The following is a 21,722-nucleotide window of genomic DNA, read 5'->3' as shown; positions in this document are numbered from 1 at the left end:
GTGAAAATTAACAAAGGAAAATCATTATAAATCAATGGATAATTGGTGTTTTTGGTTGTTAGAATCTTAAATTGTCTTTAATTATTGTATACAATTTGTGAGTTTGATCGTTTCATAATCTCGGAAACGATAGGTGGAATTGGTTTTGTGACAACGGAGAAGGAAATGGAAGATAAGGGCAATATGTGGGGGAGGCATGATTGTCCCACTACAGAGTGGGACAATATGTAGAATCTAGACTCAGAACTTAAGCTTTCTTTTTCAGCACGTTAGAAAAAACGGCATGAAGATCTTGAGCGTTGGTTTCATCGTGAAGGTTAAGTTTTGATTTGATGTGGTCGAGATGCGTTTTCATCAACGCCATCGCTTTCACTTTATCGCGAGCTTCAATGGCATCAAGAAGTTGTGTGTGTTCATCGTAAGAACAGTTATGTTGCTTGGTTGATTCATAAAGCGCAATGATCAAAGAACATTGGGAAACCAAACTGCGCTGGAAGCTCATCAAGGGAAGGTTGTCTGCCATCGCAGCCAGCTCAATGTGAAACTCTCCGGAAAGGCGAATGCTTCGGCCAGTGTCATTTAGCGCGATCGCTTCATGCTCTTCTGCAACCATGGCACGGCACTTTGCGATTTGGTCGCTGGTGGCATTTTCAGCCGCAAGCTCAACAATCGCGAGTTCCATAACGTCACGCGCCTTGAGTATTTGCAGTGCTTCGCTAACAGATGGTGAAGCGACAATCGAACCTCGGTTCGGGCGCGTGCTGACGACCTGCTCAACAGAAAGGCGAAGCAGTGCACGACGAATAATGGTACGGCTAACACCAAAGATCTCGCCCAACGCTTCTTCGCTAAGTTTGGTTCCTGGCGGAAGACGTTGCTCGAGGATGGCATCGAAAATATGGCCGTATACGATGTCATCTTGTGTCATTTTAGGGTTCGTCGGTTTACTTTTTTTTGTGGTAGCTTTGAGAAGCCCTGTCATACAGTTATCCCTTTCACGACCCACCAAGAGTGAGCCAGCTGTCAAATAACGTTCTGAAAGCGAACGCAAAAAAATTGATAATTTTGACTATTGGTTTGTATAAGAATAGTTGAAGTGATTGTACAACATCGACGTAATTATTGTATTGATTGCGCCTATGTTTGCGGTGCGTGTTCTGTTCCATTCAGGAGATTGATGAGAATTTGGGGATTGCGGCGGTTCGACTGTACCCAAACAACATCAAGATGCTTGGGTACAGTAATGATTCATTGATAGGTGTTGTTTTCGCTCCCCCGCAAATGGAGGGAACCTGAAGGGTTTTGTTTGTGCGTCGACTAATTGCGCACTATTTACTGCGCATTGAGAGCCGTATCTGTGTTCAATTTAGCTGCGATAATCCCTGCAATCGCAACCGCTTCGTCGGTGTCAGAAATGTCGCCAGAAACTCCCACCGCACCTAGTAGTTCGGTGTGTTCATCACGAATGAGAACACCGCCAGCAACAGGCACCAAATTGCCCTGAGCAAGCGTGGAAATCGACGAGATAAAATTTGGCCTTGCTTGCGCATCATCAGCAATCTTTCTTGATGAGCAACCCAGTGCTAAGGCTCCCCACGCTTTGCCGATGGCAATTTCTGGGCGCATCATACTGGAACCATCTTGCCGCTGAAGCGAGATTAACGCGCCGCCTTTGTCCAATATGGCAACAGTGAGCGGAGCCGTTTTTCGGTTTTGTGCCGCCAGAAATACTTGAGTGGTAATTTCCAGTGCTTTTATCATCGTCAGATTTTCCATTGGAAGTCTCCTAGACTTTGTGGGCGGCTACGGGTTAAGCAAGCCGCCAATGCTTGTTATTCGAGTTTTGCGTAGCAAGGAATCGTCAGAAAGTCGGCAAAATGGTTGTCGGTCGAAAGCGTGAAAAACAGATCAGACGCTTGATCGAATTTCCTGCTGTTGGGGTCATCTGAAGATGCTTTCATTTCAGCCACTTCTTGATCCAACCATTCTCTAAACATCTCAGTGGTAAAAGTGCGCCCGTCATCTAACGACACGTTGTGTTTCAACCATTGCCAAATATTTGCGCGAGAAATTTCTGCGGTGGCGGCATCTTCCATCATTCCATAAATAGGCACACAGCCGACGCCGCGAAGCCACGATTCCATGTAAAGCACCGCGATTCGGATATTTTTTCTTACCCCTTGCTCATCTTTCGGCCCTCGGCTTGGGCGAAGTAATGCTTCTCTATTGAATGTGCCGTCAGGAATGAAATGACGTTGATTAGTAGAGCCATCAAGGTATTGATCAAACACTTCGCGTGCCAGAGAAACCAAATGCGGGTGTGCAACCCAAGTGCCGTCATGGCCATTGGTGGCCTCTCGGCGTTTGTCATCGATAACCTTCTTAGTCACGCGATCCATTTCTTCCGGATCTTTGGAAGGAATAAACGCTGACATGCCGCCAATAGCCAGTGCCCCGCGACGATGACAGGTCTGGATCAAACGCTTGCTGTATGCCTCAAGGAACGGCTGATCCATACCAATGGCATGACGATCGGGCAGGATGCGGTCAGTATGGTTTTTCAGTGTTTTGATGTAGCTGAAAATGTAATCCCAACGGCCACAATTCATACCGACGATGTGCTTGCGCATGGCATACAGAATCTCTTCCATCTGGAATACGGCTGGCAGTGTTTCTAATAAAACCGTTGCTTTAATGGTGCCGCTATCTGCGTTGAAATATTGCTCCGTAAAATCAAATACGGCTTCCCACCATGCGGCTTCTTCCATTGATTCGAGTTTCGGCAGGTAGTAATACACGCCTTGTCCTATGTTTTTTCTGCTCTGGTGGTTATGGAAAAAGTACAGGCCAAAATCCATCAAACTAGCCGGCATCGCCTTGCCATCAAACAGAATGTGCGCCTCTTCTAAGTGCAAACCACGAGGGCGATGGATCATGGTGGCAGGGTTGTCTATCAGTTGATAGTGCTTACCGTTTTTGGGTTCGGTGAACGCAATCGTGCCAGCATTCGCATCACGCATGTTGATTTGGCCATTGACCATATTTTCCCATGTCGGCGACGTTGCATCTTCAAAGCAGCACATGAAAACATTGGCCCCAGAGTTGAGGGCATTAATCACCATCTTTCGGTCGATCGGGCCTGTGATCTCAACGCGGCGGTCGAGCAGGGCATCAGGCACTGCGTCCACTTTCCAGTTCGGGTCATCACGAATAGGCTGCGTATCGGCTCGAAAATCTGGCAGTGATCCGCTGTCAAATTCAGCCTGTTTCGCTATTCGTGTATCGAGCAGTGTTTGCCGATCACCCGCAAAATTCACACACAGGGTTTCCAAAAATGCTAATGCCTTTTTATTGAGTATCGCTTTAGCCTCTTCGCTAAAAAGCGAACCAATGACCTCTAGCCTTGATGCAGCGGCGTTGGGTTGATGTATTTGGCGTTGTTTTTGCTGATGTTCTGGATTGTTCTGAATGTCATGCATCGGTAAGGTCCTTTGTTTAATGTATACAATTTTTCTAATTATGGTGTTTTATAATTTTTTTTATAGTGAACAATAAAAGCACAATGTTAATGCGATGTGAATAGTGATTTCTTCTAATCTCTGATATTTCGTAAGTTGTCAGACCACTCCCTCCATGCCAGGCCTGATGCCGTTGAAGGTAACTCACCGTCGTTCTTTTGTTGGGTAAATGTTAAAAACCCCTTGCGGTTAAATTTTATTCGATCTAAAAATACAATTAAGTTCTAAATTGTATACAAAAGGAGTTTTTCATGGCAAAGATGAGAGCGATTGATGCAGCCATAGAAGTGTTAAAGCGTGAAGGGGTGGTGAAAGCATTTGGTGTTCCGGGGGCTGCCATCAACCCTTTTTATTCAGCATTGAAGAAAGTGGGAGGGATTGACCATATTCTCGCTCGCCATGTTGAAGGCGCATCGCACATGGCTGAAGGCTACACGCGAGCAAATGCAGGAAATATCGGCGTTTGTATTGGCACATCTGGCCCAGCAGGCACCGATATGATCACGGGGCTTTATTCTGCGCAGGCTGATTCCATACCCATCTTATGTATTACAGGGCAGGCACCAAGAGCGCGTCTACATAAAGAAGATTTTCAAGCGGTAGACATAGAATCGATAGCGCGTCCTGTCACCAAATGGTGTTCAACCGTGATGGAGCCAGCACAAGTCCCTCGGGCGATTCAGCATGCTTTTCAGGTGATGCGTTCTGGTCGTCCTGGTCCTGTGTTGATAGACCTGCCTTTGGATGTTCAGCTGGCTGAGATCGAATTCGATATTGATAGCTATGAGCCTCTTGACCCCTACAAACCTGCGATGACACGCCATCAAGCGGAAATGGCGTTGAAAATGCTCAATGAAGCAGAGCGGCCATTAATTGTGTCAGGCGGCGGTGTGATTAATGCCAATGCGTCTGAGCTGTTGCAAGCGTTTGCGGAAATTCTCGGCGTACCGGTTATTCCTACTTTAATGGGATGGGGAAGTATCGCGGATGATCATGAACTTATGGCGGGCATGGTGGGGCTTCAAACGTCTCACCGCTACGGCAATGCATCCATGTTGGCGTCTGATTTGGTGTTTGGCGTTGGCAATCGTTGGGCGAATCGCCATACGGGATCGGTTGATGTTTATACCGAAGGCAGAAAATTTGTTCACATCGACATTGAACCGACGCAAATTGGCCGTGTTTTCTGTCCGGATCTCGGCATCGTGTCTGACGCCTATGCAGCTTTGTCCCAACTCGTTGAGGTCGCCAAAGAATGGAAATCTCAAGGTCGCCTGAACGATCACAGCGCTTGGGTGAGTGATTGTCAGCAGCGTAAAGCCACTATGCTGCGTAAAACCCATTACACCGAACAGCCAGTCAAACCCATGCGTGTTTACGAAGAAATGAACCGCGTATTTGACCGAGAGACTTGCTACGTCAGCACCATTGGTCTTTCACAAATTGCCGCCGCGCAGTTCCTGCATGTTTATAAACCTCGCCACTGGATTAACTGTGGTCAGGCTGGGCCTTTAGGTTGGACAGTACCTGCGGCCTTAGGCGTTCGCGCTGCCGACCCCGAGCGTCAAATCGTCGCGATTTCAGGCGATTACGATTTTCAGTTCATGATCGAAGAGTTAGCTGTCGGTGCACAGTTCAAGCTTCCCTATATCCACGTATTGGTGAATAACTCATACCTTGGATTAATCCGACAGGCGCAGCGTCAATTCGATATTGATTACTGCGTACAACTGGCCTTCGAAAATCAGAATTCGCCAGAATTGGCCGATTATGGTGTCGACCATGTTGCTGTCGTAGAGGGCTTGGGCTGTAAGGCGATAAGAGTCAGAGACCCTGATCTGATTGCGCCTGCACTAGAACAAGCGAAAGCACTAATGGCAAAACACAGCGTTCCCGTTGTGGTGGAAATCATTCTGGAGAAGGTCACCAACATTTCCATGGGCGCTGAAATCGATGCCGTGAATGAATTCGAATCGTTGGCGGAATCCATAGCTGACGCTCCCACCGCTTTGGCGGCGCAAGACAGATAAGTGTTTGCACAGCGCAAATACAACATCAAGAAGCAAGAACAAAGAACACAGAGATAAGGAGATTGATATGCCAAAGCTTGCTGCCAATTTATCCATGCTATTTAACGAACTGCCATTTGTTGAGCGCTTCAGTGCCGCGGCAGAGTTCGGATTCAAAGGCGTGGAGTACTTGTTTCCCTATGCGTTTAACGCAAAGGAACTTAAAGCAGAACTTGATCGAAACCAGCTGAAACAAGTGCTATTCAACCTCCCATCGGGTGATTGGGACAATGGCGACCGCGGGATTGCTGCTGACCCATCGCGAGTCGATGAGTTTCGCGCAGGCGTTGCCACCGCGATTGAATATGCCAAGGCACTTGAATGTGACCAAGTAAACTGTCTGGCAGGCATTGTGCCCCAAGGCGTCACTCAAGAAGACGCAGAAGCGACCCTGATTGAGAACCTGAAATTTGCCAATGAACAGTTGGTAAACGCGGGAATAAGGCTAGTGATTGAAGCCATTAACACCCGTGACATTCCGGGCTTTGCGCTCACCAATACCCAACAGGCATTGAGGATTTGTGATGCGGTGGGCAGTGACAACATTTCACTGCAATACGACATCTACCACATGCAAATCATGGAAGGCGATATCGCCCAAACGATGACTTCCTCACTCAATCGCATTGGTCATATTCAAATCGCGGATAACCCAGGTCGACATGAGCCAGGAACGGGCGAACTGAATTACCATTTCCTGTTTAATCATATCGACAGCATTGGCTACCAAGGTTGGGTGGGCTGCGAGTACAAACCCGCCACCACAACCCACGAAGGGCTGAAATGGTTAGCGGACTACCAACAGAATAAGGAGTCATAGCATGACGACAATTGCATTTATTGGCACGGGCATCATGGGCAAACCCATGGCAGAGAATCTGCAAAAAGCGGGCTATCAACTCCATCTTTCTGAACGTCGCTCTTCAGCACCAACCAGCTTGAAAGAAGGAGGCGCTATAACCTTCGCCACCCATCGAGAAGCCGTTCAGGGTGCAGATTTCATCATCATTATGGTGCCTGATACGCCGCAGGTTGATGAGGTACTGTTCGGCGCAGAAGGGATTGAGCCCGCGTTAGATGCATCGAAAACCGTGATCGACATGAGCTCAATTTCACCGCTAGAAACTAAGCAGTTTGCTGCTCGCGTAAAAGAAAGCGGCGCAGCGTATTTAGATGCGCCCGTGTCTGGCGGAGAAGTGGGGGCAATCAATGCCACGCTGACTATCATGGTGGGTGGCGCTGAAACTGATTTCGAGAAAGCATTGCCTTTGTTCGGTGCCATGGGTCAAAACATCAATTTGGTGGGTGACTGCGGCGCTGGGCAAGTGTGCAAAGTGGCCAACCAAATCATTGTCGCGTTGAACATAGAGGCGGTGTCGGAAGCGTTGGTATTTGCTTCCAAAGCAGGTGCCGATCCAGCACGTATTCGCAACGCCTTGCTTGGCGGTTTTGCCAATTCCAAAGTGCTGGAAGTACACGGGGAGCGCATGGTGAAAGGTACTTTTGACCCCGGATTTAGAATTCGCCTTCACCAGAAAGATTTGAATCTCGCTTTAACGGGAGCCAAGACACTGGGTGTCGCATTGCCCAATACCCAATCAGCCCAAGATCTCTTTGGCTTGTGCGCAGAACAAGGCGGTGAGGATTGGGATCATTCCGCGCTGATCAAAGCCATTGAATCCCTTTCAAGCCACAATATTCGCGGCGAGTAGCATGGTTTAAGCTTTGCCGAGTTTTGTTTTAGATATCATATCGGTCCTTTGATATTTGCCCGCTTCTTTCACGACGGGCTTTTTTTTGTTTCATTTATCGTGAATTCCGCCAGTGCGACTGGATGATTTGCCGTTGATTCATTAGAGTTGAGCTAAGCACTTAATGAATCCATGGACGGGTAATGTCACGCATCAGGGCGAAAAATCAGGAAAAGATCATCGACGTTGCCAGCCAACTTTTCGCTGAAAAAGGCTATGCTGCCACGACAACCGCCGAAATCGCCCAACGCGCAGAAATCCCCAAGCCCAACCTCTATTACTACTTCAACACCAAAGACAACCTCTACCGCGCGGTATTGGAGAGCGTCACCTTGCCGTTGCTCGAAGCCTCATTACCGATTGAGCAATTGGATGACCCAAGAGAAGCGCTGACCCAATACATTCGCACCAAACTTCGAATTTCCCGTGACCACGCCTCAGCCTCAAAAACCTTTGCTGCCGAAGTGATGGCGGGTGCACCGCATTTGCCGAGAGACATTGCAGAAGCCTTGATCGACCAATCTAAAATGATCCTCAACAAGTTTGATTATTGGATTGCCCAAGGTTGGATGGACCCTGTTCCCGCCAAGCATCTGATGTTTATGCTTTGGTCTTCCACCCAAACCTATGCCGACTTCAACTGGCAGATTTGCCAAGTCTGCGGACAATATGAACTCGACGACGAAGACTTCGAACAAGCCGCAGAGTTTTTGGTCAATCTGGTACTGAAAGGGTGTGGGGTGAAGCATGCGGATTGATGGCTGATTTCCCTTTAACGCCTTGAAATAGTTGCAAAGATAGTCTTGCTTCACAATCTCTTCATTTGGCTGATTAAAAACTCAGCACCCGTGCTTAACTGCGACCAAAATCATGCCGTGATTTATGCACTTTGTGGTAGATTTTGGGCGGGTAAAGTAGGCAGTGATGGTTTTGCTGTGGGGCGAGGTGGGTGTGTTTTGAATGCGTCGGTTTGGGGGGTATATTCGTAAAAATCAACCACAGGTTAAATATCCAGTGGTTGGGCGCGAGGTGTATAATATCGAAGCAGGCCGTTTTGGGGTATTTCTCCAAGCATTTATTTTAAGATGTTGTTAAAATAATTATAAATTAGCATGTTACAAAAATATACCTTTTAACGTACTGTTGTTATCGGACAAAATGGGGTGTTTAAACGCCCCATTTTGGGGTCTAATATAATGTTATGGCTACAGGAATATTTAAACAAAGGAGTTAACTTGAGTATAAGTCAGAGTCTACACCCTTCGGTATTTATTAGTTCGACATTTGTTGATTTTATGAATGAAAGACAAGCAGTTGCTGAAGTATTGAAATCAGAATCAATAAATGTAAATGCGCTGGATATTCAACCTGCGTCAAATAATTCGTCAAAATCTCAAATTGAGAGGGGTATTAAAGAGGCTGACTTTGTTATTCTTTTGGTCGGTGAGCGATATGGTTCAATCTTGCCTAAAATGACCGGTGGACGCCGAAGTATTACTCATTGGGAATATATATTAGCTTCAGAGAAATATAAGAAGCACGTACTTGTCTTCTTTCGAAATGATTCGTCAATTAGTGATGACCGTATGATGAGTTAAAAGAAAAGCAATTTAAACTTATAGAGTTTAAGGCTCAGCTATCAGAGCGCCATAATCCAAGTTACTTTAGTTCAATAAATGAACTTTCAGACAAAGTGAAATCTGCAATAATTCCAGCATATCGGGGGATTATTAACGAACTCATAATACAGCCCCCCCAGATAGAAGCCCAAAATTTAGAGCTGGGAACTAACGTGGAAGAATTAAAAGCTGACCCTTTTAAAGATGCGATGGTTAATGCTTTTAAACTCGCTCGCGGAGAGTTGTAGCCATAACAATCGCATCAACACGATTTGCTACACTCGGCATTGTAGGTTTCTTTGAATTTACCGTATTAAGTGGTAAATTTTGATTTAATTTGTATGGTAGCAAACGTGTTATGCAGGCGTTATACGCTGTGATTTTGCTTACATGTAAGCCAGTGAGTTTGAAACTCAAACACGGTGGTTTTCTCAACAAAAAAGCGGTTTGGTTTTGGATCGCCGCTCACCATTGAAAGTGTTGCAAACAAGCCATCAATGGCCAGAAAAGACCAAGCATCCCAAGGGCTGCTTGCAAAGGCAAAAAGCGAGGTGCGGCTAGTCAAACAGTTTGGGTGGCAGCTTTATAACAAAGGTTTTCAAGGTGGACGCAAAACATTCGCGCAAATTTTGTCATATCAACTTATGGCGATTACGGTGGCTTTCTGGCGTAAAGCTAATGTTTTTCGCCCCTTAAAACAACGTTATACGCTTATACAAATCGCTATACTGAAATGGTTTTTAGGAATAAAATTCGTGTCATATCTATTAAGCAAGCTCATGCGAGTAATTACTGACACATAATGTACAACGAAAATGATGAAAGCTTGGGAAAACAAGCATTTGAAGCACTAAAAGCATTGCTGTCTCTTCCATTTCTATTGATAACGATAGTATTTAATGTTGGAAAAATCATAGCCGCAATGACACATGTCATTTGGAAAGTAGCCGATGATGCTGCAAAAGATGAAAAGCGTAAACACAAAGACAATGTCGTAATTGACGTAACACCTACTTACCGAAGTAAATCTCAATTTATCCAGAATCGAATTCGAAGCACTGAAGACACCGTCATCTATGATGCTCTTCCTGGGGCAACTATTAATCCAGAGACGCTAATGTACGATGAGCTGTCGGCGATTACTGTTGTTGATAAAGTGATTAGAGACAACGGGAAATACATTGTTCGGTTTGTGTACAACACACCAACAAGTGTGATCGCTAGTTATCGAAACACGCTAGCATCCAAGCATTTAGCTTATGCCGTGTCTTATAGGAAGGGTGTCAATACAGATCGGATGTACATTCAATTAAGACCGCGATAGTAAGGCTAGCTGTGCCTGCTATAACAAGGTAATTAATGGGATGCAATCTCGTTGCGGCGCTTTCTAACCCATTGTTAATAAGGTTATTTTTATCATTTTGGGTGGTTTGGTAAGCACCCATTATTACGACGTTATATGGCAAAGCAGCTCACGTTAAGTGGGTATAATAATTAGAATAGGAATTTAATACTAATGTATGAAGTTTATTGCATCAGTGCTGGGCAGTTGGATGTTAAGAAAGATGCAAATGTTATAAATAAAAAGAATAATTACTTGAACTATGGCTTACTGTCTTTGACATCAATTATTAATGAGTTTGGTCTAACTCCAATTCAGTTACATGGGCATTTTTCTGCGCCAAGGGCTTTTGCTGAATATTGTGTGCAGTTAGGTATTGCTAAGACTAAGTTTCCTGTATTTATTTCTATACCTAGCTTTTATGCAATAAGTTGGGTTAACGATTTTACTAAGATACTTAAATATGAATTAAAAATAAAAGAAATTATAATTGGTGGACGCTGGGTAATAGATGGCGAAATTGCACAGTTAACTCAGTTATTGCCATATGCAGACAAAATAGTCGATGGCTTAGGTGAAAATCAGGTAGCTACACTTCTCAATATAAAAGCAGATAGAGTTTCGGGTTATGTACCTTTAAATTACAACCTGGTTGATAAAAGAGAATTTTATCAACCAGGTATAGAAGTTTCTCGTGGATGTGGAATGAAATGTGATTTTTGTCAAGAACGTGATGAGAAGCTACAACCATTAAAATCTGCATTAGCACTTACATCTGAAGCAAACCATATTTTATTGGAAGATGACTTAAATCCTATGTCGCCGTACTTTGAGGCATCAATATTTAAACCTTCATCACAGTGGCTAGAAGAGTTAACTGAGCAGAGAGAGTTACATTCACAAACCTATTCTTGGCGAGCAGAGTCGAGAGCTGATAATTTCACATCTAAGGATATCTCAGCCCTAGCTAAGGCTGGTATGAAAGTTTTAGATCTTGGTTTAGAAAGCGCGAGCCCGAAACAAATAAAAAATATGGGCAAAGCTAAAGATCCTGAAAAGTATCTAACGCGGGCTTCAAGGCTTCTAGAGGACGCTCATGAAGTAGGAATTGATGTAAAAGTTAATGTCTTACTTTATGCCGGTGAAACTAGTAAGACAATAGATGAAACATATAAATGGTTAGACCAACATAGAGATTACATTAAAGGTGTTTCTGTAGGCCCTGTATTAGCTTTTGGTTGGGATAATAGAAAATCAAACTTTATTAAAACCTTAGAATCGTGTGGGGCTAGTGTATGTCAAGATAGTTCGTTTATTGGAGTAACTGGTTTTAATTTAAGTGATTCCATTAATTATGAAAATTCATTGCAAATTTCAAAGGAACTATCTAGAGATTTTATGACTGCAAATGATTATTTTTATCTGAAATCATTCTCATATTTCTCTCGTGACTATAAATATCAGGATTTTTTAGATGATATTCAAAGGGAAAAAGGTAGTTATTCATTTGATGTGAAGTAGCCATATGGTAATAAAGCAATAATAAAGGGGACAGGCACATTTAGAAATGCATAGATTTGTCAGTTTCATGGCTTTGTGCTTTTAGGCTCAAAGGCAATGCTCAAAGATGAATGGTTAACTGTTGAACGATATTATCTCTGTATCGTTTAATAGATAGCCATTTTACTGCCAATGACAAAAGCCCGCGCCTCTCTCATCAGTGTCGACGCCACTCCTTATTATCACTGCGTTTCGCGCTGTGTTCGCCGCTCTTTTCTCTGCGGCTACGACGAACATGCACAACAATCCTACGAACATCGCAGAGGCTGGATTGAAAAACGGTTGTTAGCGTTGGCAAATGCATTCTGTGTCGATGTTTGTGCTTACGCCATTATGAGCAATCATTACCATGTGGTTCTTCATATCAATACGGAAAAAGCCAACGAGCTGACTCAAGTTGATGTTGTTGAGCGCTGGTTGGCGTTTCATCAAGGGCCTTCACTTATCCAGCGTTTTATTCAAGGTGATAAACTGTCAGAGGCAGAAGCTGAACGATGCAGCGAGATCATTGAAGTATGGCGGGATAGGCTTACTTCGATTAGCTGGTTCATGCGGTTGCTCAATCAACATATCGCGTCAGAGGCCAATAAAGAAGACAAATGCACAGGGCACTTCTGGGAAGGACGGTTTAAAAGTCAGGCGCTGTTAGATGAAAAAGCCTTAGCGGCAGCGATGGCATATGTGGATTTGAACCCAGTACGCGCTGCGATCGCAGACACGCCGGAAACGTCTGATTTCACGAGCGTGAAAGCGCGAATTGAAGCGATAGAGACTGATAAACCTGGCGCTGTTGGTTTGCTGCCTTTTGCGGGCAACCCCAGAGGAAATATGCCTGATGGTATACCTTTTCGCTTGATGGATTATTTAGAGTTGGTTGATTGGACGGGGCGTCAGTGCCGAGAGGATAAGCGCGGTCATATTGATGATCATGAACCTGAGATACTCAACCGCCTAGGGTTTGATTCCGCTGAATGGCTTAGTACCTACGCGCAAGTTGAAAAGGGAACCTTGATTGGCTCTGAATCATCAATCAAAACAGCGCTACCCTTACTGGGACGAAAACGACTTTGCGGGTTTCGCATCTCGACGAGCTAGCGTCGGCAACACCTCCTGCAAGCACTAATAATCACCACATTGGTGATTTTCGCACACCTCTTATATGTCGATCTCCTTTGAAATCTAGTTTGAACCTCTTTTATCCAGTTTCAAAAGCTTGCTACTAGGCCAATAGTAGGAAGGCATATGAAATGTATTTTCCATTTTTTAATAGTGACTGTCCCAACAAAGAACCAATTGTGGATGGTGATACGGAACAATTCCTCGGCGCAACCGTGTTTGGCCTCAACGGAGACGAGATCATTTCGGTGATCATCAACTACATGGCAACGGGTGCGAGCTATCGCATCATGCAACAAGCCCTGCCTGTCCACCCTACGGTATCCGAGCTTCTGCCTACGGTTCTTGCAGGCCTTAAACCGCTAAGCGCTGAATAACACCCAACCCCGTTGAAAACGCCAGTCACATACCGCTGGCGTTTTTCATCCCACTCGTCATGTTTTATCCGGTCTTTTATACCCTTTCTTTCCTATCCGTCATTCTCTATCCGCCATTCTCCATCCGAATTTGATGACGATATGCCTAACTGGAACATCATTCTGAGTAAGACAGGTCGGTGTCAGCTTCGTCTTCAATACTGTTTATCCATCGGCCATCGCTGGGCTGTATAGCCCATGTTCATATTCCAATAAACATATGAAAAGCCCATCTATGGCGCTTACCTTGATGAGCGATTACGGCCTAAGCCAATCGCTCAAACTCCCAGCATGGCTGATTTGCAATGAATGTAGACACTAAACGCCAATGAACTGACTACCGTTTTGCTTCGGCTTCGCGGTGGCTTCATGGTCTGTGTCTAACGAGGGCAGTGGTAAATTAGAGCAAGGGATGACAATGAAAAAACTTCTATTAGGCATTTTGCTATCCGCGGTTGTGCCATATTCTCATGGCACAGAACCTTCTACGGGCAACTACAAAAGTGACGTGTTTTTTGTTGGCGGGGAATACCATGGTGAACCCGGCAAAGAACTGATGTCCGGTCAAATGTATGTTGAGCGCTGGACACCTGAAACGGTGACTCAGCCCTACCCCATCGTATTGATTCATGGGGCGGCACAAACCTCCGTTAATTGGATGACAACCCCAGACGGGCGTTCCGGCTGGGCGCATGACTTTGTAGGAAAAGGCTATGTGGTCTACATGGTTGACCAACCCGCGAGAGGACGCTCTGCATGGCACCCGAATCTCAATGGTGAATTACGGATGTTCAACGCTGGCATTATCGAAAAGAAATTCACCGCATCAGAACAGTTCGAGAAGCAATGGCCGCAATCTCACCTTCATACCCAATGGCCGGGAACGGGCAGAAAAGGCGACCCTGTCTTCGATCAGTTCTATGCCAGTCAGGTTGAGTCGCTCAAATCACACGTGGAAAGCAGTGACGTTGTGCGTGATGCAGGTGTAGCGTTGCTCGACAAAATCGGCCCTGCCATTGTTCTCACCCACTCTCAATCGGGTCCCTTCGGCTGGCTGATCGCAGATGCAAGGCCTGAGTTAGTTAAGTCTATCGTGACAATGGAACCAAGTGGCCCACCGATTCAAAACAAAAAGGGCAAGGCGAGCATGCCTTGGGGCGTAACGGTCGTGCCAATCACCTATTCACCTGGCGTAAGTACGCCAGCCGATCTCGTGACTGAACAGCAAGCAAACGCTGACAGACCCGACCTCATTAAATGTTGGCAGCAAACAGAACCCGCAAAGCAACTGGTTAATCTGAAAGATACCCCGGTACTTTTCCTCATCAGCGAATCGTCATATCACGCTGAATACGACCATTGCACCGCTAAGTGGCTAACGCAGGCAGGCGTCGATGTGGATTTGGTGAGGCTCGAAGACGAGGGCATTCGCGGCAATGGGCACATGTTAATGCTTGAAAATAACCACCTAGACATCGCGAATTGGATCACTACCTGGGTGGGTAAAAACGTGCAATAACGGCTTTTAAATCGACTTAAAATGCCATAAAAGCGAACTCACTTTTTCTCCACCCATAAAAAAACGGCACTGCGAGCAGTGCCGTTTTTGTGTTTTCGCACGTCGAAGCTGGAATAAGTGGGACAGGCACATTTAGAAAGGCATAGATTTATCAGTTTCACGGCTTTGTGCTTTCAGGCTCAAAGGCAATGCTCAACGATGAACGGTTAACTATTAAACGATATTGTTTCTATGTCGTTTAATAGATAGCCACTTTACTGCCAATGAGAAAAGCCCGAGCCTCTCTCATCAGTCTCGACGCCACCCCTTATTATCACTGCGTTTCACGCTGTGTTCGCCGCTCTTTTCTCTGGGGCTACGACGAACATGCACAACAATCCTACGAACATCACAGAGGCTGGATTGAAAAACGGCCGCTAGTACCAACAAAGATCATTCTCATTTTTTTACTCGCTTTTATAAGACGGCTGTAAGGGTGCGAGGATTGAATATGTTTACTGGGTGTTAGCCTTTCTTTTACTTGTGCTTTTCTACGCTATCAACTCTACTTCACCTCAGGCACGTGATTCGCGCCAATTCTCTATTCTATAAATTTAGCGCTTGGGGTAAGAACGGTTTTTAAACACCGAAACCTATGGCTAACAGCAGGAAAAAGCATGACCGTAAAAGATTTTTTTTTGGCGCTGTTCGTTGTTGTTGTTTGGGGAGTCAACTTCGTCGTAATTAAAGTCGGGGTGAGCGAAGTACCGCCGTTTCTGTTGGGCGCTTTGCGTTTTAGCTTGGTGGCGATACCCGCGATTTTCTTTGTTAAACGGCCAAATGTACCGCTGCGCTGGTTGTTGTGTTACGGGCTAACCATCAGCTTCGGTCAGTTTGCGTTCTTGTTCTTTGCTATTAAGAGCGGAATGCCTGCGGGTATTGCTTCTTTGGTGCTTCAAGCGCAGGCGTTCTTTACTATTTTGCTCGGTGCGTTGTTCTTGTCCGAGAGCCTTAAATGGCATCATATCGTCGGGATTATTGTCGCCTCGACTGGCATGTATTTTCTCGCAGGAACAGAGGGCAGCAGCGACGTTGCTGTCGGCCTGTCGTTTACCACGATGTTGCTGACTCTTGCCGGCGCTTTTTGTTGGAGTTTGGGTAACATTTCAAACAAAGTGATCATGCGTAATAACAACGTTCCTGTCTTGTCGTTGGTGGTATGGAGCGCCTTAATTCCAGTATTGCCTTTCCTTGTATTTTCTTGGTTTTTTGAAGGCAAAGAGGCCATTGTATATAGCCTGCAAAATATCCGGTTCCAGTCTGTTTTCTCTATCTTCTATCTGGCCTTTGTCGCCACGATAATGGGGTATGGTATTTGGGGTTATTTGCTGGGCCGTTATGAAACGTGGCGTGTCGCACCGCTTTCATTGTTGGTGCCAGTGGTAGGGATGATCAGTGCTGCCGTGTTGCTGGGTGAAACCTTGAACGCGCAACAGGTTTTTGGTGCTGTTGTGGTGATTGTCGGCTTGTTGCTGACGGTGTTTGGCGGCTCACTCAAGCGGTTACAACGGGGCTAAAGGAGATGAGGGGATCAAACACCCCAGATAGGCATATATTTGTCAATTTCACTGTTTAAACGAAGCGTCGATAAACCGAATCCCTCGATCAATTTGTTCTCCAACTTTGTCGATGTGTCCGCCCTCAAAGACATGATGGGTGATGGGAATTTCTAACTCTTCAAACGTTGCGATCATCTTCTGGAAGTTTTCTAGAATCGGTTCGCCTGCTGCTTCGCCCTCATCTGAGCCGATCTCGGCATAGATAGGTAATTCGTCTTGCGCGTTTATATCGCGTGCGCCAATGGCTGTGTATTTACCCTGTTTATTGATGAAGGGCGCACGTTTTTTAGCAATAGCTGAAAGGTGAAATTGTTCCAGTGCTCGCATCGCTGCGTCCATGTCGCGAATGATGTAAGAGGGAGGATTACTCCTGTCCGGTGCTATGGCACGAAGAATGGCAAGATAGGCATAGAAAAACCACTCACACTCTTCGCCTTTGGTGAAAGCTTCTACCTGATTTTTGAAAAACTCAGCATGTTGTTGGTAGCGATGCTCGCGCATTATCATTCCACCTGGACTTAATGCCGCACATGCTTGATATAACTCTGGGTGAAGCATTGTTGCGTAGAGTGCGCCAAATCCCCCCATTGAATGCCCACAAATGCCTCGTTTCCCCTTTTTGACGCGGTAGCGGTTTTCAGTTTCATTAATCATGTCTTGCGTCAGATAATCAAAGAAATTGCCAGAAATGGGGGAGTTGAGATACCAAGCGCCTTTGATAGACGATCTGCCATCCACGGCGACAACGATCATGTCTTCAATGTCTCCGCGTTCGCCCAAATTATTCATGATGTGTCTAATGCCCAGATTGGTTGCGGTTTGGTCAAACCAACTCTCTGGGTGGCTGTCCATGCCATGAAGCATGTAGACAATAGGATATTCGCGCTTTGGACTCTCGGCGTATGACGGGGGAAGGTATACGACGATATGGCGTTCAGCATCTTCGTTTGCAATGTTGCTTTTCAACGAGGCGGCCTCAAATGAAAATCGTTCTACCACTCCTTGATAGTGTGTCGTGTTGTTGCTGATAAGAGTGGGATCGCGATTCATTACGTCGTCCTCAATGGGCAGAAATTACCTCATTTGAGCACAGTGATTAAAGATAACGAGGGCGAGGGCGGATTCATGCGACTCAGTTGGCACCAAGCTCAATGATTGAGGTCTGTATCATTTATCCTAACGAATCGATGCCATGCATCCATGGTGGAGATGGCATCAACCTAATTCTTTCTTTGTTGATATTTCTACGCACACGCCGTCGATTTCAACTGCATCGTATTGATAAACAGCCTGGGGTCGGCAATATTGTTCAGCATAGATAGGGAGGGCAAGCAATCATCATCGATGTAGTCGATATAATCTGCCGCCGAATCAAAAATCAAGATATCCCACGCCAAACGATCTAACCCGTATAGGCCGCGATGGATCATGTCTGCCGAAAACACCAACAGATCACCGGCTGCTAACGGAATGTTAATGCCGCCAGAGATGGGGTCATTGCTCACTTTTCCATTCTCTTCTTGGCGGACATTGTACTCTTCTTCATTGTCCCAGCGCTTGTGCGTACCAGGGATAATCTCCATGCCGAGTTCATCAAACAATGGCACACGAAGATGCAACACTTGGGTTTCCTGTATCACTCTCATCTGATCTTCAATGTCATAGTCGTACTGACAGTCACGATGCCAGAAATCCTTTTGCTCGGGATTCACGGGGTTGAAGAACAATTGCGTGTTCATGAACGCGGGGTTTTGCGGTATCACCGCATCCACCACATCCATGACTTTTTTCGAGCTGATGAAATCAAAAAGTTGGGTTCTGTCTTCATCGGGCAGATATTCGCTTCCGGTAATCAAAGACGAGTTAAATGCTTCTTCTCGATAGAATCTTCTGTTGTCGTCTTTCCACAGTTCGTGGAATTTGAGGATGACTTTTCTTAGTGAAGCAATTTGAGCTTCATCGAAATAATTTCTCAGAACAAAGTAACCGTGTTCATTGTAACGGTTACTTAACTGTTGGCTGTTTTCTAACACTGACTACCTTCACACTTACTGTGCCGTAACTGACCACGGCGATCTTGGGCGCATGATGCCAGAGAGCCGGGGTTCTACCAAGTGAAATGCTGCACGTGGTAGCGTGTTTTCATTGCCACGTTTTAAGGTGACTAACGTTTTATTCTAATCACCAGATGATTCGAATAAGGCGGTTTATCAAATCATCATGTGATTTGAAGCTACTCAGAAAACCACACTCATCGTTTTAACTGTTGTGCCTTTTCCGCCAATCTCCGCGCTGCGGCGCGATGCTTCACCATCAACTCGTGTGTATCTACACCAACGAGTTCTCCGTCTTTCACGCGCCATTCTCCATTCACCATGACTTTGTCTGCACGGTGTGCGCCACACAGCACGAGAGCGGCAAGTGGATCGTGACTGCCGGAGAATTGGATTTCATCGAGTTTGAACATGGCGATGTCTGCCAGCATGCCTTTGGACAGAGTCCCGATGTCACTGCGGCCAATGTTTTTTGCAGAGCCTTGGGTTGCCCAACGGAAAGCATCGAGATGACTAACCTTGGCGGACCCGTATCGTAGGCGCTGAATATAGGTCGCCATTCGAAGTTCATTAACGAGGTTTGAACCGTCATTGGAGGCGGAACCATCCACGCCTAACCCGACAGACGCGCCTGCTGCTTCGAGCTCCAAATTCCGACAAATACCTGAAGCCAGCATCATGTTTGAACTCGGGCAATGGCAAATGCCAATACCAGCCTGACCCAATCGTTTGATCTCTTCATCATTAAAGTGAATACCGTGTGCGAGCCATGTTCGGTTGTGAAGCCAGCCGACATCTTCGAGGTAATCGACAGGTCGCAGCCCGAATTTCTCTAAACAAAAGGCTTCTTCGTCGGTGGTTTCGCACAGGTGGGTGTGAAGCATGACATTGTGTTGTTTGGCAACGCGTGCGGTTTCTTTCATCAATTCTGTGGTGACTGAAAATGGCGAGCAAGGAGCAAGAGCAATGTGTGTCATTCCACCAAATTCAGGTTGATGGTAATCGCGGATCAAACGTAGGCTGTCATCAATAATGGCTTGCTCGGTTTGAATGGTGTGCCTTGGTGGTAGGCCACCTTGATCTTCACCAAGGCTCATTGATCCACGCGTAAGCACGGTGCGCAATCCCAGTTTTCGCGTGGCTTCAACTTGCATGTCGATGGCGTGTTCGAGGCCAACTGGTATCAAGTAATGGTGATCGGAAGCGGTTGTACACCCTGAAAGTAACAGCTCTGCTGACGCGAGTTCTGTGCCTAAACGCATCATGTCTTCATCAAGCCCTGCCCACACTGGGTACAAGGCTTTGAGCCAATGAAACAGCTCTTTGTCCAGTGCATCGGGATAGGCGCGAGTCAGGGTTTGGTAGAAGTGGTGATGCGCATTGATCAAGCCGGGTAACACGACATGTTCTGAGGCATCCACAATCTGATCGACATTGACGGATGGTAGGGCGTTCTGCGCGACCAGTTCAACGATGGTATTACCTTTAATCACCACACCACCGGACGCGTCTTCGTGAGTGCCTGTCCAAATTGCGAGGGGAGATTTAAGCCAGATTGTCGCCATGTAAGAAGATCCTTTGTCGGTGAAGTCAATGTGATTGAAAACAGAGTCTTTGAAGAAAATCGCCCCGAATGAACGGGGCGATAACGTGCTAGGTGAGGATTAGGGTGTCGGTTTGGAATCCTCATCGAGCGGCGCGTCTTTTGGCGCGGTAGCGCGAACCATCACTGGATCGGCAGTGTCTTCGTTCAATGGCTGAGTGTGTTCGCTGTTCATTTCTTCCTCTTCGGCTTCACGCTCAGCGGTCACATCTTCTTTCGACTTTGGTAAAACAAGATTCAACATCACGGCGACAATCGTGCCTGTGGTGATACCGGAGTGCAGAAGCTGCGCAATATCGTGATGTAAATGCTGGAGTAACGAAGGTTTAATGGTGACGGCTAAACCTGCTGCTAGCGATACGCAAATCACCAAGGCGTTACGACGCGTATCGGCGGCTTTCACCAGCATGCGGATACCCGCGTAAGCAATCATCCCGAACATGACAAAACCGACACCACCCAATACAGGTTTCGGTACGGAGACGGCTAACGCGCCGAATTTAGGGAATAAGCCTGCAAGGATCAGCAATGCGCCAGTGGTGCCAACCACAAAGCGACTTGCTACCCCAGTAATGCCCACAATGCCGACGTTCTGGCTGAACGATGCCAATGGCATGGCGCCAAATAAAGAGCCAACAGCACTGCCGATACCATCACCTAACAGTCCACGCTTCAGATCTTTACCGGAAATGGTGCGATGACAGTTACTGGCAAGGGCAAGGAAATCTCCTGTCGCTTCTGCAATCACGACGATGTACGCAAGGCACATGCCTATGATGGCAGGCCAAGAGAAACTGAGACCAAACTTAAAGGGCTCTGGCGCAGCAAACCAGCTTGAATTGTGGAGCTGATCGAGATTGACCATGCCCATACTGAGTGCGACAAGGTAACCACCCGCCAAACCAATCACGATGGCTGATGCTGCCACTCCGCCTTTGGCATAGGTCGACACTAAAAGGACAACCAATAGCGAAATTGCAGCGAGAAATAGCTTCGGCAGTGTGGCGAATTGATCGCTGCCTGCGGGGGCATCACCAATCCAATTCATGGCGACGGGTAATATCGTTAAACCAATCAAGGTAACCACAACGCCACTGACAACGGGAGGAAACAGTTTTCGGATCTGCTCCATGAAGAAGGCTGAAACAATGACCAGACAGGCACCCACGAGGGCTGCGCCCATTATGCCGGAGACCCCATCAGCTTTGCCTATCCCGATAGCTATCCCCAAAAAGGCGAAACTTGACCCCATAACCACGGGTAACCGAATACCCACTGGGCCTAATCCAAGGCATTGAACAATAGTAAAGGCACCAGAAACGAATAGTGCTGCGTTAATCAGTGTAACGACATCACCGGCAGGCAATCCGATGGCGCTGCCGACGATGAGAGGGACAGCAATAATGCCCCCAATGGAAGCAAGCATGTGTTGCAGTGCCAGCAAGAATGTTGAGCCTGCTGGTGGCCTGTCATTTAACTCGTAAAGCAATTTCATAGTGTTTTCCTCTTACTGTCTCGTTCCCTTCGACAGCGATGATAGTGAAATTCCGTTTACCC

The 21,722-nt window shown here is 46.3% G+C and carries 19 protein-coding genes and 1 pseudogene; 13 read left to right on the top strand and 7 right to left on the bottom strand.

The genetic code is table 11. The annotated features are described in order from the left end of the window. Positions 1-247: 247 nt before the first annotated feature. The 3 genes from A1OO_RS15435 to aceB all read right to left on the bottom strand — a co-directional run bounded on the left by A1OO_RS15435 (position 248) and on the right by aceB (position 3,479). Positions 248-982: a GntR family transcriptional regulator gene (locus A1OO_RS15435; protein ID WP_017003558.1), complete on the bottom strand. Its 735-nt coding sequence runs from the start codon at positions 980-982 to the stop codon at positions 248-250. 350 nt (positions 983-1,332) lie between these two features. Further along, entirely contained in the window at positions 1,333-1,776 is a 444-nt protein-coding gene (locus A1OO_RS15430) for a GlcG/HbpS family heme-binding protein (RefSeq protein WP_017003557.1), read from the bottom strand. A gap of 56 nt (positions 1,777-1,832) precedes the next feature. After that, a complete protein-coding gene (aceB, locus tag A1OO_RS15425) occupies positions 1,833-3,479 on the bottom strand; it encodes a malate synthase A (RefSeq protein ID WP_017003556.1) in 1,647 nt (548 codons plus the stop codon). 290 nt (positions 3,480-3,769) lie between these two features. Here aceB and gcl point away from each other — a divergent pair, with 290 nt between their 5' ends. From gcl to A1OO_RS15365, 13 genes and pseudogenes are all read left to right on the top strand, one after another. Beyond that, positions 3,770-5,548 (top strand): glyoxylate carboligase, encoded by a 1,779-nt coding sequence (gene gcl / locus A1OO_RS15420; protein ID WP_017003555.1) that lies wholly within the window; start codon positions 3,770-3,772, stop codon positions 5,546-5,548. Between the two features lie 67 nt (positions 5,549-5,615). After that, positions 5,616-6,407, top strand: a complete 792-nt coding sequence (gene hyi / locus A1OO_RS15415) for a hydroxypyruvate isomerase (RefSeq protein WP_016959316.1) — start codon at positions 5,616-5,618, stop codon at positions 6,405-6,407. Between the two features lies 1 nt (position 6,408). Next, positions 6,409-7,299, top strand: coding sequence for a 2-hydroxy-3-oxopropionate reductase (locus tag A1OO_RS15410; RefSeq protein ID WP_016959317.1), 891 nt, complete (start codon positions 6,409-6,411; stop codon positions 7,297-7,299). A gap of 182 nt (positions 7,300-7,481) precedes the next feature. After that, complete coding sequence (locus A1OO_RS15405; protein WP_017003554.1) at positions 7,482-8,096, top strand: TetR/AcrR family transcriptional regulator; 615 nt, start codon at positions 7,482-7,484, stop codon at positions 8,094-8,096. Between the two features lie 477 nt (positions 8,097-8,573). Next, entirely contained in the window at positions 8,574-8,936 is a 363-nt protein-coding gene (locus A1OO_RS15400; RefSeq protein ID WP_017003553.1) for a DUF4062 domain-containing protein, read from the top strand. 518 nt (positions 8,937-9,454) lie between these two features. Next, positions 9,455-9,760 carry a hypothetical protein gene (locus A1OO_RS15395; RefSeq protein ID WP_017003551.1) on the top strand — a complete coding sequence of 102 codons (306 nt, stop codon included), beginning with the start codon at positions 9,455-9,457 and terminating at the stop codon, positions 9,758-9,760. After that, positions 9,760-10,281, top strand: coding sequence for a hypothetical protein (locus A1OO_RS15390; protein WP_017003550.1), 522 nt, complete (start codon positions 9,760-9,762; stop codon positions 10,279-10,281). The genes A1OO_RS15395 and A1OO_RS15390 overlap by 1 nt, the downstream gene beginning before the upstream one ends. Positions 10,282-10,473: 192 nt before the next feature. After that, entirely contained in the window at positions 10,474-11,820 is a 1,347-nt protein-coding gene (locus A1OO_RS15385; protein ID WP_017003549.1) for a radical SAM protein, read from the top strand. 171 nt (positions 11,821-11,991) lie between these two features. Further along, positions 11,992-12,954, top strand: a complete 963-nt coding sequence (locus tag A1OO_RS15380) for a transposase (RefSeq protein WP_017003548.1) — start codon at positions 11,992-11,994, stop codon at positions 12,952-12,954. Positions 12,955-13,106: 152 nt separating this feature from the next. Further along, positions 13,107-13,352, top strand: a complete 246-nt coding sequence (locus A1OO_RS15375) for a hypothetical protein (protein WP_016958793.1) — start codon at positions 13,107-13,109, stop codon at positions 13,350-13,352. A 457-nt stretch (positions 13,353-13,809) separates the two neighbouring features. Further along, on the top strand, positions 13,810-14,910 hold the full coding sequence (locus A1OO_RS15370) for an alpha/beta hydrolase (protein ID WP_017003547.1): 1,101 nt from the start codon (positions 13,810-13,812) through the stop codon (positions 14,908-14,910). A 263-nt stretch (positions 14,911-15,173) separates the two neighbouring features. After that, a pseudogene (locus A1OO_RS23820) lies at positions 15,174-15,368 on the top strand (alpha-amylase family glycosyl hydrolase); the annotation flags it as partial. A 198-nt stretch (positions 15,369-15,566) separates the two neighbouring features. Then, positions 15,567-16,466: an EamA family transporter gene (locus A1OO_RS15365; RefSeq protein WP_016958791.1), complete on the top strand. Its 900-nt coding sequence runs from the start codon at positions 15,567-15,569 to the stop codon at positions 16,464-16,466. Between the two features lie 48 nt (positions 16,467-16,514). Here the strand turns inward: A1OO_RS15365 and A1OO_RS15360 are convergent, their stop codons facing one another. The 4 genes from A1OO_RS15360 to A1OO_RS15345 all read right to left on the bottom strand — a co-directional run bounded on the left by A1OO_RS15360 (position 16,515) and on the right by A1OO_RS15345 (position 21,660). Next, the gene (locus A1OO_RS15360) at positions 16,515-17,558 is read right to left on the bottom strand and encodes an alpha/beta hydrolase (protein ID WP_017003546.1); all 1,044 of its coding nucleotides are present in this window, start codon (positions 17,556-17,558) and stop codon (positions 16,515-16,517) included. 194 nt (positions 17,559-17,752) lie between these two features. Next, a complete protein-coding gene (locus A1OO_RS15355) occupies positions 17,753-18,541 on the bottom strand; it encodes a phytanoyl-CoA dioxygenase family protein (protein WP_017003545.1) in 789 nt (262 codons plus the stop codon). Positions 18,542-18,759: 218 nt separating this feature from the next. Beyond that, complete coding sequence (locus A1OO_RS15350; protein WP_017003544.1) at positions 18,760-20,127, bottom strand: 8-oxoguanine deaminase; 1,368 nt, start codon at positions 20,125-20,127, stop codon at positions 18,760-18,762. 99 nt (positions 20,128-20,226) lie between these two features. After that, positions 20,227-21,660 carry a nucleobase:cation symporter-2 family protein gene (locus tag A1OO_RS15345; RefSeq protein WP_016958787.1) on the bottom strand — a complete coding sequence of 478 codons (1,434 nt, stop codon included), beginning with the start codon at positions 21,658-21,660 and terminating at the stop codon, positions 20,227-20,229. Between the last annotated feature and the right edge of the window lie 62 nt (positions 21,661-21,722).

It is taken from the genome of Enterovibrio norvegicus FF-33, from assembly GCF_000286835.2.
Classification (GTDB): domain Bacteria; phylum Pseudomonadota; class Gammaproteobacteria; order Enterobacterales; family Vibrionaceae; genus Enterovibrio; species Enterovibrio norvegicus_A.
The sequence above is the reverse complement of the archived record's forward strand: the minus strand, read 5'-3'. Positions and strand labels throughout refer to the sequence as shown.

Coding starts and splice junctions, on each gene's coding strand:
- A1OO_RS15435 (WP_017003558.1), bottom strand. CDS start 982: ATGACAGGGCTTCTCAAAGCTACCACAAAAAAAAGTAAACCGACGAAC.
- A1OO_RS15430 (WP_017003557.1), bottom strand. CDS start 1,776: ATGGAAAATCTGACGATGATAAAAGCACTGGAAATTACCACTCAAGTA.
- aceB (WP_017003556.1), bottom strand. CDS start 3,479: ATGCATGACATTCAGAACAATCCAGAACATCAGCAAAAACAACGCCAA.
- gcl (WP_017003555.1), top strand. CDS start 3,770: ATGGCAAAGATGAGAGCGATTGATGCAGCCATAGAAGTGTTAAAGCGT.
- hyi (WP_016959316.1), top strand. CDS start 5,616: ATGCCAAAGCTTGCTGCCAATTTATCCATGCTATTTAACGAACTGCCA.
- A1OO_RS15410 (WP_016959317.1), top strand. CDS start 6,409: ATGACGACAATTGCATTTATTGGCACGGGCATCATGGGCAAACCCATG.
- A1OO_RS15405 (WP_017003554.1), top strand. CDS start 7,482: ATGTCACGCATCAGGGCGAAAAATCAGGAAAAGATCATCGACGTTGCC.
- A1OO_RS15395 (WP_017003551.1), top strand. CDS start 9,455: ATGGCCAGAAAAGACCAAGCATCCCAAGGGCTGCTTGCAAAGGCAAAA.
- A1OO_RS15390 (WP_017003550.1), top strand. CDS start 9,760: ATGTACAACGAAAATGATGAAAGCTTGGGAAAACAAGCATTTGAAGCA.
- A1OO_RS15385 (WP_017003549.1), top strand. CDS start 10,474: ATGTATGAAGTTTATTGCATCAGTGCTGGGCAGTTGGATGTTAAGAAA.
- A1OO_RS15380 (WP_017003548.1), top strand. CDS start 11,992: ATGACAAAAGCCCGCGCCTCTCTCATCAGTGTCGACGCCACTCCTTAT.
- A1OO_RS15375 (WP_016958793.1), top strand. CDS start 13,107: ATGTATTTTCCATTTTTTAATAGTGACTGTCCCAACAAAGAACCAATT.
- A1OO_RS15370 (WP_017003547.1), top strand. CDS start 13,810: ATGAAAAAACTTCTATTAGGCATTTTGCTATCCGCGGTTGTGCCATAT.
- A1OO_RS15365 (WP_016958791.1), top strand. CDS start 15,567: ATGACCGTAAAAGATTTTTTTTTGGCGCTGTTCGTTGTTGTTGTTTGG.
- A1OO_RS15360 (WP_017003546.1), bottom strand. CDS start 17,558: ATGAATCGCGATCCCACTCTTATCAGCAACAACACGACACACTATCAA.
- A1OO_RS15350 (WP_017003544.1), bottom strand. CDS start 20,127: ATGGCGACAATCTGGCTTAAATCTCCCCTCGCAATTTGGACAGGCACT.
- A1OO_RS15345 (WP_016958787.1), bottom strand. CDS start 21,660: ATGAAATTGCTTTACGAGTTAAATGACAGGCCACCAGCAGGCTCAACA.